Source organism: Methylobacterium sp. CM6257 (assembly GCF_054611515.1).
Map to the genome: position 1 here is coordinate 4355561 of NZ_CM137735.1, position 17607 is coordinate 4373167.

Here is a 17607-nt window from a genome sequence, read left to right on the forward strand (position 1 = left end):
AACCTAGAAGCTGTCCCGGATCCAGCGGCCGACCCGGTGCAGATAGCCGTCCGTTCCCGTGGCCGCGAAGGCGCCGTGCCCCCGCGGCTCGAAATGCTCGGCATGGGCCACCTGCGGGTAAACCAGCAGGCCGACCGCCGCCGAGAAGGCCGGCCCCTTGGCGGCCTCGGGCAGGCCCCGGATGCCGAGGGGCCGTCCGATCCGCACCTGGCCCTGGAGGACGCGGCGGGCGACCTCGGGGAGCCCGACGAGCTGGCTGGCGCCGCCCGTGAGCACCACGCGCCGACCGGCCTGGGCGGCGAAGCCCGCGTCCCGCAGGCGGTCGCGCACCAGCTCGACCACCTCCTCCACGCGCGGCTTGATGATCCGCACGAGCTGCGAGCGCGGGATGTGGGCCGGCGCCTCGCCCTCGTCCTCGCCGACCCCGTGCACCGCGATCATGTCGCGGTCGTCCGACGGGGTTGAGAGGGCCGAGCCGTAGAGAGTCTTCAGCCGCTCGGCCGCCGCCATGCGAGTGGAAAGGCCGCGGGCGATGTCCATGGTGACGTGGTGGCCGCCGACCGCCAGGGCGTCCACGTGGACGAGGTGGCCGCCCGAGAACACGCCGACGCTCGTCGTGCCGCCGCCCATGTCGACGACGCAGACGCCCATCTCGGCCTCGTCGTCGACCAGCGCCGAGAGCCCGGCCGCGTAGGGCGTGGCGATCACCGCCTCGACGCCGAGGTGGCAGTGCTCCACCGCCAGCATGACGTTGCGGGCGGCGGCCAGCTCGCTGGTCACCACGTGCAGGTCGACGCTGAGCGCCTCGCCGATCATGCCCGACGGGTCGATGACCGCGCCCTGGCCGTCCAGCGCGTAGCCGGTGGGCAGGGCGTGCAGCACGGCCCGGCCGGGGCTGACGCCATGAGCGCTCGCAGTCTCCAGAACCCGCTCGACGTCGCTGCCCGTGACGGTGCCGGAGCGGACATTCACCCGCGCCTGGAAATGCTGGGAGGCGAGCCGCCCGCCCGACATGTTGACGATGACCGACTGGACTTCGACCTTAGCCATCCGCTCGGCGGCGTGCACCGCCTGACGGATCGCGCCCTCGGCGGCGGCGAGGTCGACGATGGCGCCGCCCTTGAGGCCGAGCGAGCGCTGGTGGCCGATCCCGATGATGCGCGCGAGATGGGTGCGGCCGCGGAGCGTCGTCAGCGCCTCTGCAGGCTGCAGCTCGGCGATGAGGCAGACCACCTTGCTCGTGCCGATGTCGAGCACCGAAAGGGTGGTCGAACGCCGGGCGGAGAGCGGCTTCAAGCGCGGCGTGAGGCCGTGTTGGCTGTGCATTGACGCTACCGGACGCGGGATGCGGGACGGGCGGAGATCGACAGGAAGGACATCAGCTGGCCGCGCCCTTCTTCTTCGCCTTCTGGGCTTCCGCGCGGGCGGCGGCCGCCTCCTCGGTGAGGCGCACCACCAGGCGGTCCGGCATGCGCAGGTCCACCGCGATGATGTCCTTCTCGAGCAGACCGGCCTCGCGCTCGAACCGGACGAGGCGGGCGAGCGCCGCGGCCGGATCGGCTTCGGGCAGGCGCACGTCGACACCGTCGAGCTTGAGCGTCCAGCGCCGGCCGGAGACGTAGGTGCCGGCCTTGATCCGTTCGGCCAGCGGCCCGGCGGCGGCGATCAGGGCGAGGTATTCGGGAAGCTTGGTGTTGGCGTCCTCGCCGACGACCAGCGGCAGGCTGGCGTAGCGGTCGTCGCGCATGGCGTCGATCACGGTGCCGTCGGCGGCGATCACGCTGATCTCGCCATTCTTCTGCCAGAGGGCGGCGGGCTCGCGCTCCACCTGCGTGATCGCGATCTCGTTGGGGTAGATCTTGCGGACCGAAGCCTGCGCGATCAGGGGCACGCGCAGGAGCTTCTCGCGGACCGCGTTGACGTCGAGGAACGGGACCGAGGAGCGCCAGTCGATGCCGGCGGCGGCCAGCACCTCGCGCTCGTACATCCGGGAGATGCCCGAGATGGTCACGCGCTCGACGCCAAAGCCGGCCAGACGCGCGGCGATGTCGAGGGGGCGGCCCTGCTCGGCCACGAAGGCGTCGTAGCGCCCGCTCGCCACGAAGCCGGCGAGTGCCACGGCCGCGCAGGAAACCGAAACCCCGACCGCGCCGACGCCGCGGGGCAGGCGCTCGCTCAGGCGCTGGCCCTGACGGGCCCGGCGGACCGAGAGCGAGCGAGACGGCAGGCGACCGGTGATCCGTCCCAGCACGGCGCCGACGAGGCGCGCGGGGCCGGTCCGGCCGGCGGCGTCACCGCCGCTCAGCGATTCAGGGAAGCGTCCTCCACCATCCATCGGACGAGCTCACCGAAACTCAGGCCCGCATGGGCCGCCATCTCCGGCACAAGGCTCGTCTGGGTCATGCCGGGTTGCGTGTTGACCTCCAGCACGACGAGCAGACCGGTTCCACCCGGTGTGTCGTCGTAGCGAAGGTCGGCACGGCTGACGCCCCGACAGCCCAGTGCTTGATGCGCCGTTAACGACAGTTCTTGGACACGCTGGTAAACATTTGGTTTAAGTTCGGCCGGGAGCACATGAACGGACCCCCCCGGAGCGTATTTGGCGTCGTAGTCGTACCAATCCCCGGTGGCCGCCTTCACCTCGATCACCCCGAGGGCCCTGTCGCCCATCACGCCGCAGGTCAGTTCGCGGCCGGCTATGTAAGGTTCTGCAAGGACTTGCTCGCCGAAGGTCCAGGCGTCCGAGGCGAGAATCTGGGGTGGGTGCGAGCGCCCGTCGCGCACGATGATCACACCCACCGATGAGCCTTCCGCGATGGGTTTCACCACGTAGGGTGGCGGCAGGGGGTGTGTCCTGGCGGCCTCACGACGGTTAACGATCCGGCCCTCCGGGACCGCGACGCCGGCGGCGCGCATCACGGTCTTGGCCCGCTCCTTGTTCATGGCGAGCGCCGAGGCGAGGACGCCCGAATGGGTGTAGGGGATCTTCAGGATCTCCAGGAGACCCTGGATCGTGCCGTCCTCTCCGTCCGGCCCGTGCAGCGCGTTGAAGGCCACGTCCGGCTTGAGCGCGGTCAGCACCGAGGCGATGTCGGGCCCGACATCGACCCGCGTGACCCGGTAGCCTTCCCCCTCGAGCGCATCCGCGCAGGCTTTGCCGGAATTGAGCGAGACTTCGCGCTCATTGGAGGTGCCGCCCAGCAGGACGGCGACGTGCTTGGACATCAGGGCACCTCGAATAGGTCGGCTTCAAACAGGATCTGAATGCGTCCGAACGGTCACCGCTGGCGGCCCAGCAACGTATCTCAGCCGCATCTGCGCGTCCGGATCGCCGCTCTCACGTCGTGCCGGCCGACAGCCCGATCCGGCGGATCTCCCACCGCAGCTCGACCCCGCTCGCCTCCCGAACACGGCGACGGACTTCCTCGCCGAGTCCTTCGATGTCGGCCGCGGTGGCGTTGCCGGCGTTGATCAGGAAGTTGCAGTGCATCTCGCTGACCTGGGCGCCCCCCCTGGTCAGCCCGCGGCAGCCGGCGGCGTCTATGAGCTGCCACGCCTTGCCGCCTTGCGGGTTAGCAAAGGTCGAACCGCCGGTGCGCTCGCGGATCGGCTGGGCCGCCTCGCGGGCGGCCGTGACCCGTTCCATCTCGGCCTCAATGGCGACGCGGTCACCGGGCCTGCCCCGGAACAGGGCGCTCGTGAAGATCACGTTTTCCGGGGCGTCAGAGTGCCGGTACGAGAAGCCCATCGCGGCGTGGCTGAAAGTGCGGAGCGCGCCCTGGCGGTCGATGCCGCGCGCCTCCACCAGCACGTCCGTGGTCTCGCCCCCATGCGCGCCGGCGTTCATGCGCAGGGCGCCGCCGATCGAGCCCGGGATGCCGCGGTAGAAGGCGAGCCCGTCGAGACCGGCCTCGGCCGCCGCCTTGGCGAGCCGCATGTCCGGGACCGCGGTGCCGACGGTCAGCGTGTCGCCGTCGATCGCGATGCTGCCGAAGGCCTTGCCGCCGAGGCGCACCACGACGCCCGGTACGCCGCCGTCGCGCACGATCAGGTTCGACCCGAGACCGATCACCGTGACCGGCACGTCCGGATCGAGGGATGCGAGGAGGCGGGCGAGATCCTCCTCGTCGGCCGGGGTGAACAGGACCTCGGCCGGTCCGCCGACCCGGAACCAAGTGAGGTCGGCGAGCGGCTGGTCGGCGAGCAGGCGCCCGCGGAGGTCGGGCGCGGCGGCCCGGATGCGATCGTGGAGGGATGCGGTCATTCTTGAATCTCCCCTCTCTCCGCCTGCGGGGAGAGGGATGCGACGACCCGGTCGTCATCGCATCGGGGTGGCAGCGGACGCTGTGGGGCCGGGGTCCGGAGATTCACCGCCGGGTCCATCCTCACAGCGCAGCCCAGCATCGACGATAGAAGGTGCCGCCGACCCGAGACGTCTCCCGGGGCGGGATCACGCACCGCGCCTACCGTCCCCGCGCGGCGAGTTCGTCCGGCAGGGCGTAGGCCCACTGCGTGATCGTGCCGGCGCCGAGACAGACCACGTAATCGCCGGGCTTGGCGAGTTCCGCGATGATCCCCGCGAGTTCCTCCGGCCGCTCCAGGGCCCGGGCGTCGCGGTGGCCGCGGGAGCGCAGGCCGGCCACGAGGCTGTCGCGGTCGAAGCCCTCGATCGGCTGCTCGCCGGCCGCGTAGACCGGCGCGACGATGACCGTGTCGGCATCGTTGAAGCAGGTGCAGAAATCGTCGAACAGCGACTGCAACCGGGTGTAGCGATGCGGCTGCACCACCGCGATGACGCCGTGCTCGGTCGAGGCGCGGGCGGCCTTGAGCACCGCCTTGATCTCCACCGGATGGTGTCCGTAATCGTCGAAGATCGTCGCGCCGTTCCACTCGCCGGTGCGGGTGAAGCGCCGCTTCACGCCGCCGAAGCCGGCGAGCGCCTGTCGGATCGCGTCCGGCTTCACGCCGAGCTCGTGCGCGACCGCGAGGGCCGCCGTGGCGTTCAGCGCGTTGTGCTTGCCGGGCATCGGCAGGACGAGATCTTCCATCTCCATCCGGTAGCCGGGGCGACGGTCGCGGATCATCACCCGGAAGCGGCTCTGGCCGCCGCGCAGGTCCACGTCGATGAGGCGCACATCGGCCTGCGGGTTCTCGCCGTAAGTGATGATCCGCCGGTCCTCGATATGGCCGACGAGATCCTGGACCACCGGGTGATCGATGCACATCACCGCGAAGCCGTAGAACGGGATGTTGTCGATGAAGCGCCGGAACGCGTCCTTGATGGCGTCGAACGAGCCGAAATGATCCAGATGCTCGGGGTCGATGTTGGTGACGATCGCCACATCGGCCGGCAGCTTCAGGAATGTGCCGTCGGATTCGTCGGCCTCCACCACCATCCACTCGCCCGCGCCCATGCGGGCGTTGGTGCCGTAGGCGTTGATGATGCCGCCGTTGATCACCGTCGGGTCGAGGTTGCCGGCGTCGAGAAGCGTCGCCACGAGTGAGGTGGTCGTGGTCTTGCCGTGCGTACCCGCGATGGCGACGCAGGACTTGAAGCGCATCAGCTCGGCCAGCATCTCGGCCCGGCGCACGACGGGGAGCCGCCGCTCCCGGGCGGCTTGCAACTCGGGATTGTCACGGCGGATCGCCGTGGAGACGACGACGAGGGCCGCCTCCTCGACGTTCTTGGCATCGTGGCCCACGAAGGTCCGCATGCCCTTCTCGGCCAGTCGCCGGACATTGGCGTTGTCGGAAGCGTCCGACCCCTGCACCGTGTAGCCGAGATTGTGCATCACCTCGGCGATGCCGGACATGCCGATGCCGCCGATGCCGATGAAGTGGATGGGTCCGAGCTTGTCGGGCAGCTTCATGGGTCGAACCGTCTGGTGGAGGGATCGCCGGTGCGAAATCCCGGATGATCAAGTGCGGGCGGCCGTCTCGATGACGACCTCGGCCAGCCGCTCGGCGGCGTCGTGGATGCCCGCGCTTCTGGCCGCATCGGCCGCCGCGGTCAATTTTGCCGGCGCCTCGAAGCAAGCGGTGAGTTCCCCGGCGAGGCGATCCGGGGTGAAATCGGCCTGCTTCACGGCGAGCGCGGCGCCGATCGCGTCGAGGGTCGCGGCGTTGGCGGCCTGGTCCTGGTCGAGGGAGCCGGGCAGCGGCACGAGGATCGCCGGGCGACCGATCGCCGCCAGTTCCGAGACCGTTGAGGCGCCGGAGCGCGAGACCACGAGGTGGCTCGCGGCCATGCGAGCCGGCAAATCCTTGAAGAACGGGGCCGCCTCGATCCCGGCGAGCCCCATGGCGAGGTAGCGGTTCTGCACCGCGGTCAGGTCCTCGGGCCGGACCTGCTGGACGAGGTGAAGCCGGGCTCGCAGCGCAGCAGGGAGGCGCGTGATCGCCTCGGGCACGACCTCGCCCATGACGCGGGCGCCCTGGCTGCCGCCGAACACGAGGAGGCGGAGGGTATCGCCCGTCCCGAAGGCCGGATACGGGACCTTGGCCGCCTCGATTACCGCCGGGCGTAGCGGGTTGCCGGTGTGAATGCGGGGCGCACGCGCCGTGTCGGGCACGCCGCGGACCTCCTTGAAGCCGGTGGCGATAGTGCGGGCACCGCGGGCCAGGAAGGCGTTGGCGCGGCCCATCACGGCGTTCTGCTCGTGCAGCACCGTCGGGACCCGCAGGAGTTGGCCGGCGAGCACCGGCGGCACGGTCGGGTAGCCGCCGAAGCCCACGATGGCCGCCGGGTTGATCCGCCGGATTTCCTTTGCGGCGACGCCGAAGCCGCGCCCGAGCGTGAGCACGGCGCTCGCCCGGCGCACCAGCGAGCGTCCCGAGGGCGTCGCCGATGGGATGGTGATCACCTCGGAGGCCGGGAACTCGGACGCGATGGCGTCGACGCGCGCATCGGTGGCGAGCGCCACCCGGATGCCCCGGGCGCGCAGCGCGTGGGCAAGGCTCTCTGCCGGGAACAGGTGTCCGCCGGTGCCGCCCGCGCAGAGCAGGATCGTGGGGGTGAAGACCGTCACCGCATTACCCCGGCGACGGTAGCCGGCGCGGTGCCGGGGGGCTTCTGGCTGAGCATCACGGTCCGAGGGCGCTTGCGGGTGAGGGCGACCAGGAAGCCGGTGCCGAGCGCCAGCGAGATCAGCGACGAGCCGCCGTAGGAGACGAAGGGCAGCGTCATGCCCTTGGCGGGCATCAGCTGGGTGTTCACCGCCATGTTGATGCAGGCCTGGAGCCCGAACAGCGTGGTCAGGCCGGTGATCGCCAATCGCGAGAAGGTGTCGTCCGTGCGCCGGGCGAGCTTGAGACCGCGCAGCACGATGAAGGCGAACAGAGCCACGAGGCACAGGCAGACGATCACGCCAAACTCCTCCCCGGTGACCGAGAAGATGAAGTCGGTATGGGCGTCCGGCAGGTGGCGCTTGGCCACGCCCTCCCCCGGCCCCGTGCCGAACCAGCCGCCCGAGCGGAAGGATTCCCGCGACCAGAAATCCTGGAAGCCGCCCCCCGAGTCCCGGTCGAGGAACTTGTTGAATCGCTCACGAACGTGATGGAAGAACATGTAGGCAGCGAAGACACCCCCAAGCCCGAGCACGCCGAGTACGGCCACCCAGATCAGGTGCAGGCCGGCCACGAAGAACAGCGCGCACCACACCATGGTAATCAGCATGGTCTGGCCGAAATCGGGCTGGAGCAGCAGCGGCACGATGGTGATCGGCAGGAGCAGCAGGGCGAGGATGCCGCCCGGCATGTCGCGCCGCTGCGCGCCCTCCGAAAAGGCCCAGGCGGCGACGATCACGAAGGCGGGCTTCACGAATTCCGAGGGCTGCAGGCCGAAGGAGCCGAACTGGATCCAGCGGTGGGCGCCCTTGATCTCGGGGCCGAACTTGCCGGCGAGCAGGCAGAGGATGACGCCGCAGACCCAGGTGATCAGGGCGAGCCGGCGGATTCCGCGCAGGGACAGGAACGAAACCGCGCAGATCAGCAGGATGGTCGGCGCGAGATACATCGCCTGCCGATTTAGGAAGTAGAAGGTCGGCAGGCCGATCCGCTCGGCCACCGGTGGGCCGCCGCCCATCAGGAAAACGAGGCCGGCCACCATCAGCGCGAACAGGGCCGCGAGCAGCCCGCGGTCCACCGTCCACCACCAATCCGTCAGGGGGGTGCGTTCCGCGCGTGACATCATGCCGGGCAACGACTCCAGGCCGCGCGGATGCCGATCCGCGCGGGTCGGAATGGATCCTGTGCAGGAATGGTAAACGGAGGCTTATGCGCGGCCTTCCTGGGCCCAACCCCAGCGTCGCGCGGGCGCGCTGTTGGGACGTCGATCATGCGTCAAGGATCGGAAGGGCGCCAATCGCGGAAAGCCGAGTTCGTTTAGTCATCTAGAGAACAAAAGGCACTCTACGTTAATCTCCTTCGCACAACTTTCGGATGTAAGCCGCGGATCGGCGAGCGGCCTACCCTGAAAGCCGCGCGGCGATGCCTGATCCGCCAAGCGGAAGCACGCCCGCCATGTTCTCTGCTCTGAATGTCCGTGAAGCGCATGCCAAGCTCGCGGCCCTCGACCGGGTCCAGGGCGTGATCGAGTTCGATCTCGACGGCAGGATCCTCTCGGCGAACAGCAACTTCCTCGATGTGGTCGGCTACACGCTTCCGGAGATTGTCGGGCAGCATCACAGCCTGTTCATGGATCCGGCCGAGCGGGAATCCAAGGCGTACCGGGCGTTCTGGGAGCGCCTGCGGTCCGGCGCCTTAGAGTCCGGACAGTTCCAGCGCATCGGCCGCGGTGGCCGCCAGATCTGGATCCAGGCCTCCTACAACCCGATGTTCGATGTTCGAGGCCGCCCCTACAAGGTGGTCAAGTTCGCCACCGACATCACCCTGCAGCGGACCGAGGAGGCCGACCGCGCCGGCCAGATCGCGGCGATCCACAAGGTCCAGGCGGTGATCGCCTTCGACCTCGACGGCACGGTGCTCGAGGTCAACGACAACTTTCTCGCCGCCGTGGGCTACGAGCGCGCCGAGGTAGTCGGACAGCATCACAGCCTGTTCGTCGAGCCCGCCTATCGCGACAGCGAGGCCTACCGGGCGTTCTGGGCAGCCCTGCGGAACGGCACCTATCAGGCGGCCCAGTTCCGGCGCCTCGGCAAGGGTGGCCGGGAGGTCTGGATCCAGGCCTCCTACAATCCGATCTTCGATGCGGCCGGCCGGCCCTACAAGATCGTCAAATTTGCAACCGACATCACCGACCAGATCCGCCTGTTCGCCAACCTCCGGACGCTCATCGACCAGAACTTCGGCGAGATCGACCAAGCGGTGACGCATTCGACCAAGGCGGCTGCGCTGGCTTCCTCGGCTGCGGATTCGACTTCCGGGAACGTCCAGACCGTGGCCGCCGCCGCCGAGGAGCTGGCCGCCTCCGTGGCGGAGATGTCGCAGAGCATCGTGCGCTCCCAGGGCGCCACCGATACCGCCTATGCCTGCGTCCAGGAAGCCGACGGCCACACCAAGCGCCTTGCCGACACCGCGACCGCGATGACCGGCATCGTCGGCCTGATCCAGAACATCGCCGGGCAGATCAACCTGCTGGCGCTCAACGCCACCATCGAGGCGGCGCGCGCGGGCGAGGCCGGCCGCGGCTTCGCGGTGGTCGCCTCCGAGGTGAAGGCCCTGGCCGATCAGGCGGCCCGCGCCACCGGTCAGATCAACGGCGAGATCGCCAGCGTGCAGCGCGTCTCGCAGGAAGTCGTGGGAGCGCTCAGCGCGATCGGAGCCTCGGTCTCGGTGATGCGCGAGACCGTGGTGGCCACGGCCGCCGCCATCGAGGAGCAGAGCGCGGTGACCCGCGACCTTGCCGAGAACATGCAGAGCGCCGCCGGCGCGGTCACGGCCATCACCGGCAACATCGGGGCGATCGTCCAGTCGGTGGCGAACGTCTCGCAGGCGGTCGAGACCACCCGCGACGCCGCCAAGGTGCTGGCGCGCTGAGGAACCCGCGGGCAGCGCCTCAGGGCAGTGCCCGCACCAGCTCGCGGAAGCGGTCGCCGCGGACCTCGAAATTCCGGAACTGGTCGTAGGAGGCGCAGGCCGGCGAGAGCAGCACCACCGGTTCGGGGGCACCCGAGGCGGTGGCATTCTCGGCGGCCTTCGGGACCGCGACCTCGAGCGTCTCGCAGCGGGTGTAGGGCACGGCGCCTTCGAGTGTCGCCGCGAAGGCATCCGAGGCCGCGCCGATCAGGTAGGCGTGGGCGACCCGCTCGAAATACGGCACCAGCGGGAAGATGCCGCCCTCCTTGGCCTTGCCGCCGAGGATCCAGTGGATGTCCCGGAAGGCGGTCAGGGCCTTCTCGGCGGAATCCGCGTTCGTCGCCTTGGAATCGTTGACGAAGAGGACGTGGCCGCGCCGGCCGACCTCTTCCATCCGGTGCGGCAGGCCGGGGAACGAGGTCAGCCCGGCCTGGATCTCCTCACCCGACAGGCCGAGCGCCCGCGCCACGGCCACCGCGACGGCCGCATTCTGCCAGTTGTGGGCCCCGCGCAGCGATCCGATGCCGTTGACGTCGGCCAGCGCCGTTCCGTCCGGATCGCGGACGATCCCCTCGCGCACCGTCAGCGCGTCCGTGCAGAGCACCTCGCCGTGCGGAACGTGGACGCGCACGAGGTCGCCCTGACGCCGCTCGGCGATGGCCCGGCTGGGCCCGTCGTCGACGCCGACCACCGCGAGGCCCGCGCCGCGGATCAGGCGCTCCTTGATGGAAGCGTACTGCTCCATCGTTCCGTGGCGGTCGAGATGATCCGGGGTGATGTTCATCAGCACGCCGACGGTCGGGTCGAGGCTCGGCGTCAGATCGATCTGGAACGAGGACATCTCGATGACGTGGACGCGGTTCGCCTCGGGTGGCTCCAGGGACAGGATCGCGGTGCCGATATTTCCGCCCATCTGCACGTCGCGCCCGGCCTGGGCGAGAACGTGGGCGATGAGCGCGGTGGTGGTCGACTTGCCGTTGGTCCCGGTGATCGCCACGAATGGCGCTCCCGGCGCGCGTGCCCGCCGCTCGCGGCAGAACAGCTCGATGTCGCCGATGATCTCGACGCCCGCCTCCCGGGCGAGCCGGACGCTCCAGTGCGGCTCGGGATGGGTCAGGGGTACGCCAGGGCTCAGGAGCAGGGCCGCGAAGCCGGACCAATCGGCCTCGCGCAGGTCCTGCGTCTCGATCCCCGCCTCTCGCGCGCGCCCGAGGCTGTCGGCGTTGTCATCCCAGGCCTGCACGCCGGCACCACCCGCCTTTAGCGCCAGCGCCGTGGCGAGCCCGGAGCCGCCGAGCCCGAACAGGGCGACGGTGCGGTCGGCGAAGGTGGTGATCGGCGTCATGGAAAGCTCAGGATAGGACGAGAAAGACCGCCGATCCCATCCCATGCCCATCCTGATATGCCCGCATCAGCGGGCTTCGAACGAGCCCTCCAGCCATCGCGCGATCCCTGGAGGGCTCCTTCGGGGCCGCCGTTGTGCGACGGCACCTCAGGATGAGGGCCTGGGTGGGATCTGCCACTTGGAACAGGTGTCTAGCACAGATCCTCAGCGAAGCTTCAGCGTCGCCAGACCGGCCAGGGCCAGGATCACCGCGATGATCCAGAACCGGATCACCACCTGTGGCTCCTTCCAGCCCTTCTGCTCGAAGTGGTGGTGGATCGGCGCCATGCGGAAGACGCGCTTGCCGGTGAGCTTGAATGAGGCGACCTGGATGATCACCGACATCATCTCCAGAACGAACAGGCCGCCGACGATCGCTAGGACGATCTCGTGCTTCGTCGCCACCGCGATGGTGCCGAGCAGGCCGCCCAGCGCCAGGGAACCGGTATCGCCCATGAAGATCTGGGCCGGCGGCGCGTTGAACCAGAGGAAGCCAAGCCCGGCGCCGATCACCGCGCCGCAGACCACCGCGAGTTCGCCCGTGTCGCGGACGTAGTTCACTTGGAGGTAGCTCGCGGTGAACGAGTTGCCGACGAGATAGGCGATGAACCCGAAGGTGCCGCAGGCGATCATCACCGGCACGATGGCCAGACCGTCGAGCCCGTCGGTCATGTTCACGGCGTTGCCCGCCCCGACGATCACGAAGGCACCGAACAGGGCGTAGAACCAGCCGAGGTTCAGGAGCGCGTCCTTGAAGACCGGGAAGGCGAGCTGGTTCTGGAGCGCGGCGGGCGAGTAGACCGAGATCGTCACGCAGGCCGCGATCGCGATCACGGCTTCCAGGGTAAGCCGGAACCGGCCCGAGAAGCCCTTGTGCGACTGCTTGGTCACCTTGAGATAGTCGTCGTAGAAGCCGATCGCCCCGAACCCGAGGGTGACGGTCAGCGTGACCCAGACGTAGTGGTTGCGCGGGTTGGCCCAGAGCAGGATCGCGACGACGGCGCCCGCCAGGATCATCAGGCCACCCATGGTCGGTGTGCCGCGCTTGGTCAGCAGGTGGGTCTGCGGCCCGTCCTCGCGGATCGGCTGGCCCTTGCCCTGGCGAATCCGCAGCAGGGAGATGATCCAGGGCCCGAACCAGAACACGAACAGGCCCGCCGTGAACAGCGCGCCGCCGGTGCGGAAGGTGATGTAGCGGAACACGTTGAGCGGCGTGAAGGCGCTGCTCAGGTCCGAGAGAAGGTACAGCATTCGGGCGCTCGGCCCCTTTGTTCAGGCGTAGGTTTCGGGGGCGGCACCGAGCGTCGCGAACGTCCGGGCGTGCCGATCACGGGGCGGCCAAGCGGGTCTCGAGATCCGCGCGCCGCGTCGGGTCGACCGCGTAGCGGGCTTTCAGCGCCTCGACAATCCGGCCCATGCGGCTGCCGTTCGATCCCTTGACCATCACGGCGTCGCCCGCCCTGAGGGCCCGGGCGAGCGGCTCGAGCAGGTCGGCGGCGGTGTCGGCCACCGCGCCGCGGCGGCTCACCGGAAGGGCTTCGAACAGGTGGCGCATCAGCGGACCGGCGGCGAACACGAGGTCGATCCTGGTCGCCTCGACCGCCTCGGCGAGGCCGCGGTGCATGTCGGGTGCGGCGGCGCCCAGTTCCAGCATGTCGCCCAGCACCGCGATGCGGCGCCCCCGCGGCCCGGTCTCGATGCCGGAGAGTGTCGCGAGGGCCGCACGCACGGAGGCCGGGTTGGCGTTGTAGCTCTCGTCGACCAGGTAGGCGGTGCCGCCGCCGATCTCGAGAGCCGTGCGCTCGCCGCGCCCGACCGGCGGCGTCAGCCCGCCGAGCGACAGGGCCGCCTGAGCGAGATCGGCACCCAGCGCGTGGACCACCGCCATGACGCCGAGGGAATTCAGCGCCGCATGCCGCCCGGCCGTGCCGAGCTTGTAGGTCACGGGCTGGCCCATCACGATTGCGTCGACCACCGACAGGTCGGGGCGGAGCACGATCTTCAGGGCGCGCACGTCGGCCTCCGGGTGCTCGCCGAAGGTGATCACCCGGCCGGCCCGGGACGCAAGCGCGTGGGCAACGAGCCGGTCGAAATGCTGGACGTCGCGGTTGATGATTGCCACGCCGCCGGGCTGCAGCCCGGAGAAGATCTCGCCCTTGGCATCCGCGATGGCGGCGAGCGAGGCGAAATGCTCGATATGGACCGGCTCGACCGTGGTGATCAGCGCGATGTCGGGACGAACCTGCGCGGTCAGCGGCACGATCTCGGCCCCATGATTCATGCCGATCTCGAACACGCCGTAGCGCGTGGAACGCGGCATCCGGGCCAGCGTCAGCGGCACGCCCCAGTGATTGTTGTAGGAGGCTGCCGAGGCGTGGGTCTCGCCCTGCCCGGAGAGCACGTGGCGCAGGGCCTCCTTGGTCCCGGTCTTGCCGACGGACCCCGTCACCGCCACGACCTGGGCCCGCGTGCGGGTGCGGGCGGCCGCGCCGAGGCGGATCATCGCCGTCAGGACCGGATCGGGGCCCGGCTCCGGCACCGCCAGGACGGGGCCGTGTACCGCCAGTTCCGCGGCGCGCGGCGCGCTCACCACCGCGGCGCCGGCTCCGCGCCCGAGGGCGTCGGCGACGAAGTCGTGGCCGTCACGGGTCTCGCCCCGGATCGCGAAGAACAGGTCGCCGGGCTGGAGCGTTCGGGTATCGATCGAGGCGCCGCCGATCGGGCGGCCTTCGCCGATCAGGCGCCCGCCGGTGGCGGCCTCGAGTTCCTGGCGGGTCCAGAGTGCGGTCATGGTCAGCCCCTGCGGCGATCGAGCCGCCCGTCAGACGACCGCCTCGGCGATCGCGGCGCGCAGCACCGCGTGATCCGAGAACGGCAGCGTGCGATCCCCCACGATCTGGCCGGTTTCATGACCCTTGCCGGCCACGACCAGCACGTCGCCGGGGCCGAGGCGGCGGACAGCGGTGCGGATCGCCTCGGCGCGGTCGCCGATCTCCTCCGCGTCCGGGGCAGCTTCCAGGATCGCCCGGCGAATGGTCGCAGGCTCCTCGGTGCGGGGGTTATCGTCCGTAACGATTACCGCGTCGGCGAGGCGCGCGGCAATCGCCCCCATCACGGGGCGCTTGCCCCGGTCTCGGTCCCCGCCGCAGCCGAAGACCACCACCAGCCGCCCCGACGCGAAGGGGCGGAGCGCGGTGAGCACGCTCTCGAGCGCCTCGGGCTTGTGCGCGTAGTCGACGAGGCAGAGCCCCCCCTGCGCTTCCCCGATCCGCTCCATGCGCCCGGGCACACCGGTGAGATGGTCGAGGGCCGCGAAGACCCCGTCGGGGTCGGCGGCACCGGCGGGGGTGGCGAGCGCGAGGCCGGCCGCCACCAGGGCGTTCTCGACCTGGAACTCGCCGACGAGCGGTAGGCGCAGTTCCCGGGCGCGACCGCCGAAGGCGAGCCTCACCGCCTGTGCGAACCCCTCCGTCCGGACGGATTCGATCCGCAGGTCACGGCCGCCCCGCCCGACCGTGCGGACGGGCCGCCCGGCGCCTCCGGCGGCGGCGGTCACCCGGTCGGCATAGGCGCCGTCGGCGTTGACGATGGCCGGGCAGCCTGGCGGGAGAAGATCCGTGAACAGGCGCAGCTTGGCCGCGAGATACTCCTCGATGGTGGTGTGATAGTCGAGGTGGTCGCGGCCGAGATTTGTGAAGCCCGCCGCGGTGAGCCGAACGCCGTCGAGACGGCGCTGCTCGATGCCGTGCGAGGACGCTTCCATGGCGAGATCGGTGATGCCGTCGGAGGCGAGCCGCGCCAGCGTCCGGTGCAGCGTCACCGGATCGGGGGTTGTGAGCGAGCCGTACTGCGCGCCGCGATTGGTGACGATCCCGACGGTGCCGAGGCTCGCCGCGTCGCGGCCGAGGCGAGACAGGATCTGGCGCACGAAGTCGGCCACCGAGCTCTTGCCGGCGGTGCCGGTGACAGCCAGCACGGTCTCGGGCTGCGCGCCCGCCAGACGGGCTGCGGCCAGCGCCAGGGATCGGCGCGCATCGGAAACCGCGATCCAGGCGACAGCCTCCGGCAGGTCGGCGGGCCGGCTCCCCTCCCCGGCCACCGCCGCGGCGCCGCGCTGCGCCGCCTGCGCGGCGAAGCGGCGCCCGTCGGCCTTTGTGCCCGGCACGGCCACGAACACCGTGCCCGTGGCGACCTGCCGGCTGTCGGCCGTGAGGTCCGACACGGTCAGGTCCGCGGCTGGCCCGGCGGCCTCCGGGAACAGGTCGGCGAGCCGCATACTCACGGGCCGCCGAGCTGGTTGATGTGGTAGGCGTTGAGCTTGACCATCTGCGGGAACGGCCTCACCGGCGGCTCGAATTGCGGCGGCAGGCCGAGGATCGGCGCCACCCGCTCGATCACCTTGCCGGTGACCACGCCGGAATTCCAGGCCGCAGTCGCGTAGCCGCCCGATTCCGGCAGGCCCTGCGGCTCGTCCATGATGGTCACGAACAGGTACTTCGGGTCGTTCATCGGCGCCGCCGCCATGAAGGTCGTGAACAGGCGGTTGTGGATGTAGCGGCCGCCGATCACCTTCTCGGCCGTGCCGGTTTTGCCGCCGACGAAATAGTACGGGATCGCCGCCTTCTTGGCCGAGCCCTCGGTCGCGTTCAGCCGCATGATGTAGCGCATCGCCTCAGAGGTCTGCGCCGAGAGCACGTGCGTGGCGCGGGCCTTGGCCTCCTCGGGGGTCGTCTTCAGGAAGGTCGGCGTGATGAGGTCGCCGCCGTTGGTGATGGCCGCGACCGCCATCGCCGCCTGAATCGGCGCCACCGCGATGCCGTGGCCGAACGCGATGGTGATGGTGTTGATCTCGCTCCACCGCGCCGGGACGATCGGGGCCGCGCTTTCGGGCAGCTCCGTGCGCAGCCGGTCAAGCAGGCCCATCTTCTTCAGGAAGGCCTTGTGGCCGGGGACACCGACGCCGAGCGCCATCTTGGCCGAGCCGATGTTCGACGAGTGCGTGAACACCTCCGGCATGGTGATGACGCGGTTGGTGCCGTGATACTCGTGGATCTTCTGGCGGCCCCAGTTCAGCACGCCGCCGCGGGTGTCGAAGGTCGAGTTGACGTTGTACTTGCCGGATTCGAGCGCCATGGCGAGCGTCATCGCCTTGAAGGTCGAGCCCATCTCGTAGACGCCGACATTCATGCGGTTGATGCGGTCGGGCGAGAGTGCGTCCTTCGGATCGTTCGGATCGAAGTCGGGCATGGAGACCAGGGCGATCACCTCGCCGGTCTTCACGTCGAGGATCATCGAGGCGCCGGCCTTGGCCTTGAAGTGGTCGATGCCCCAGGCCAGCTCGTCGCGCACGGCGAACTGGGCGCGCAGATCGATGGAGAGCTGGACCGGCTTGAGATCGGCCTGCTTGTTGATCAGCCCGAAGCTGTTGAGCGCCTGCAGGCCGGTGGAGTCGATGTACTTCTCCATGCCGGCGATGCCGACGCCGTCGAGATTGGTCGCGCCCAGGATGTGGGCGGCGGCGGTGCCGTTCGGGTACACCCGCTTGTGGTCGGGCAGGAAGCCGATGCCCGGAATGCCGAGCCTATGGACCTCGGCCTGCTGCTTCGGGGTCAGCTCGCGCTTCACCCACACGAAGCCCGCGCCGCTCCTTCCCTTGCGCGAGGACAGCTTCGCGCGCAGCTCCGAGGCGTTGAGTTCCGGCAGGACTGCGGTGAGCAGTTCCACCGCCTCGTCCTTGTCGTAGATGTTGCCCGGCTCGGCGAAGACCGAGACGGTGCGGATGTCGGTGGCCAGGATCTCGCCGTTGCGGTCGACGATGTCGGGCCGGAAGGCCGTCGAGGAGGCGGCGGCGACCCGGTGCTCCTGGCTCGGCGGATCCCCGAAGATCGCCATCATCAGGAGCTTGGCCGAGATCGTCCCGAACACCGCGACGAAGACCAGCCCGACCAGCGCCACGCGCATGTGCGAGCGCTCGATGGCCAGCCGGAACATGCTCCGCACGAACGCCTTGGCACGCTCGGACCGCGGCTCCGGTTCGCGCGCGTCTTCCTCGATGGGGCGCGGCGCGGTCGCGGCATGCGCAAGCGCGGCGGCCTCCAGCATGGCGGCCTCGTGCTCCGACACGTCGGCCTCGGCCGTTTCCGCTGCGGCTGCCGCGTCTAGGGTCTGGTCGGCATCTTCAGACACGG

At 70.0% G+C, this 17607-nt stretch carries 13 protein-coding genes; 1 reads left to right on the plus strand and 12 read right to left on the minus strand.

Annotation, left to right across the window (positions count from 1 at the left end):
- Positions 1 to 3: 3 nt before the first annotated feature.
- The 7 genes from ftsA to ACYCO6_RS21330 form a co-directional block, all read right to left on the minus strand.
- The gene (ftsA, locus tag ACYCO6_RS21300; protein ID WP_459763027.1) at positions 4 to 1326 is read right to left on the minus strand and encodes a cell division protein FtsA; all 1323 of its coding nucleotides are present in this window, start codon (positions 1324 to 1326) and stop codon (positions 4 to 6) included.
- Positions 1327 to 1378: 52 nt separating this feature from the next.
- A complete protein-coding gene (locus tag ACYCO6_RS21305) occupies positions 1379 to 2335 on the minus strand; it encodes a cell division protein FtsQ/DivIB (protein WP_459763029.1) in 957 nt (318 codons plus the stop codon).
- Positions 2302 to 3225, minus strand: coding sequence for a D-alanine--D-alanine ligase (locus ACYCO6_RS21310; RefSeq protein ID WP_459763032.1), 924 nt, complete (start codon positions 3223 to 3225; stop codon positions 2302 to 2304). The genes ACYCO6_RS21305 and ACYCO6_RS21310 overlap by 34 nt, the downstream gene beginning before the upstream one ends.
- A gap of 112 nt (positions 3226 to 3337) precedes the next feature.
- Positions 3338 to 4264 (minus strand): UDP-N-acetylmuramate dehydrogenase, encoded by a 927-nt coding sequence (gene murB / locus ACYCO6_RS21315; protein WP_459763034.1) that lies wholly within the window; start codon positions 4262 to 4264, stop codon positions 3338 to 3340.
- Positions 4265 to 4463: 199 nt separating this feature from the next.
- Positions 4464 to 5870 (minus strand): UDP-N-acetylmuramate--L-alanine ligase, encoded by a 1407-nt coding sequence (gene murC / locus ACYCO6_RS21320; protein WP_459763036.1) that lies wholly within the window; start codon positions 5868 to 5870, stop codon positions 4464 to 4466.
- A gap of 48 nt (positions 5871 to 5918) precedes the next feature.
- Complete coding sequence (murG, locus tag ACYCO6_RS21325; RefSeq protein WP_459763038.1) at positions 5919 to 7028, minus strand: undecaprenyldiphospho-muramoylpentapeptide beta-N-acetylglucosaminyltransferase; 1110 nt, start codon at positions 7026 to 7028, stop codon at positions 5919 to 5921.
- Complete coding sequence (locus ACYCO6_RS21330; RefSeq protein WP_459763040.1) at positions 7025 to 8191, minus strand: FtsW/RodA/SpoVE family cell cycle protein; 1167 nt, start codon at positions 8189 to 8191, stop codon at positions 7025 to 7027. Before ACYCO6_RS21330 ends, murG begins: the two co-directional genes overlap by 4 nt.
- A 329-nt stretch (positions 8192 to 8520) precedes the next feature.
- On the opposite strand from ACYCO6_RS21330, the gene ACYCO6_RS21335 reads away from it, so the two are divergent.
- Positions 8521 to 9996 carry a methyl-accepting chemotaxis protein gene (locus ACYCO6_RS21335; RefSeq protein WP_459763042.1) on the plus strand — a complete coding sequence of 492 codons (1476 nt, stop codon included), beginning with the start codon at positions 8521 to 8523 and terminating at the stop codon, positions 9994 to 9996.
- Positions 9997 to 10015: 19 nt separating this feature from the next.
- On the opposite strand, the gene murD is transcribed toward ACYCO6_RS21335, so the two are convergent.
- From murD to ACYCO6_RS21360, 5 genes are all read right to left on the minus strand, one after another.
- On the minus strand, positions 10016 to 11380 hold the full coding sequence (murD, locus tag ACYCO6_RS21340) for a UDP-N-acetylmuramoyl-L-alanine--D-glutamate ligase (protein WP_459763045.1): 1365 nt from the start codon (positions 11378 to 11380) through the stop codon (positions 10016 to 10018).
- Between the two features lie 204 nt (positions 11381 to 11584).
- The gene (gene mraY, locus ACYCO6_RS21345; protein ID WP_459763047.1) at positions 11585 to 12670 is read right to left on the minus strand and encodes a phospho-N-acetylmuramoyl-pentapeptide-transferase; all 1086 of its coding nucleotides are present in this window, start codon (positions 12668 to 12670) and stop codon (positions 11585 to 11587) included.
- A gap of 76 nt (positions 12671 to 12746) precedes the next feature.
- The gene (locus tag ACYCO6_RS21350; protein WP_459763049.1) at positions 12747 to 14210 is read right to left on the minus strand and encodes a UDP-N-acetylmuramoylalanyl-D-glutamyl-2,6-diaminopimelate--D-alanyl-D-alanine ligase; all 1464 of its coding nucleotides are present in this window, start codon (positions 14208 to 14210) and stop codon (positions 12747 to 12749) included.
- Positions 14211 to 14240: 30 nt separating this feature from the next.
- Complete coding sequence (locus tag ACYCO6_RS21355) at positions 14241 to 15695, minus strand: UDP-N-acetylmuramoyl-L-alanyl-D-glutamate--2,6-diaminopimelate ligase (RefSeq protein ID WP_459773646.1); 1455 nt, start codon at positions 15693 to 15695, stop codon at positions 14241 to 14243.
- Between the two features lie 2 nt (positions 15696 to 15697).
- The gene (locus ACYCO6_RS21360) at positions 15698 to 17605 is read right to left on the minus strand and encodes a peptidoglycan D,D-transpeptidase FtsI family protein (RefSeq protein WP_459763051.1); all 1908 of its coding nucleotides are present in this window, start codon (positions 17603 to 17605) and stop codon (positions 15698 to 15700) included.
- Positions 17606 to 17607 lie beyond the last annotated feature (2 nt).

What these genes read in the sequence shown, in the direction of transcription:
- murC (WP_459763036.1), bottom strand. Translation starts at nt 5,870, where the DNA reads ATGAAGCTGCCCGACAAGCTCGGACCCATCCACTTCATCGGCATCGGC.
- ACYCO6_RS21350 (WP_459763049.1), bottom strand. Translation starts at nt 14,210, where the DNA reads ATGACCGCACTCTGGACCCGCCAGGAACTCGAGGCCGCCACCGGCGGG.
- murB (WP_459763034.1), bottom strand. Translation starts at nt 4,264, where the DNA reads ATGACCGCATCCCTCCACGATCGCATCCGGGCCGCCGCGCCCGACCTC.
- mraY (WP_459763047.1), bottom strand. Translation starts at nt 12,670, where the DNA reads ATGCTGTACCTTCTCTCGGACCTGAGCAGCGCCTTCACGCCGCTCAAC.
- ACYCO6_RS21335 (WP_459763042.1), top strand. Translation starts at nt 8,521, where the DNA reads ATGTTCTCTGCTCTGAATGTCCGTGAAGCGCATGCCAAGCTCGCGGCC.
- murD (WP_459763045.1), bottom strand. Translation starts at nt 11,380, where the DNA reads ATGACGCCGATCACCACCTTCGCCGACCGCACCGTCGCCCTGTTCGGG.
- ftsA (WP_459763027.1), bottom strand. Translation starts at nt 1,326, where the DNA reads ATGCACAGCCAACACGGCCTCACGCCGCGCTTGAAGCCGCTCTCCGCC.
- ACYCO6_RS21330 (WP_459763040.1), bottom strand. Translation starts at nt 8,191, where the DNA reads ATGATGTCACGCGCGGAACGCACCCCCCTGACGGATTGGTGGTGGACG.
- ACYCO6_RS21305 (WP_459763029.1), bottom strand. Translation starts at nt 2,335, where the DNA reads ATGGATGGTGGAGGACGCTTCCCTGAATCGCTGAGCGGCGGTGACGCC.
- ACYCO6_RS21310 (WP_459763032.1), bottom strand. Translation starts at nt 3,225, where the DNA reads ATGTCCAAGCACGTCGCCGTCCTGCTGGGCGGCACCTCCAATGAGCGC.
- ACYCO6_RS21355 (WP_459773646.1), bottom strand. Translation starts at nt 15,695, where the DNA reads ATGCGGCTCGCCGACCTGTTCCCGGAGGCCGCCGGGCCAGCCGCGGAC.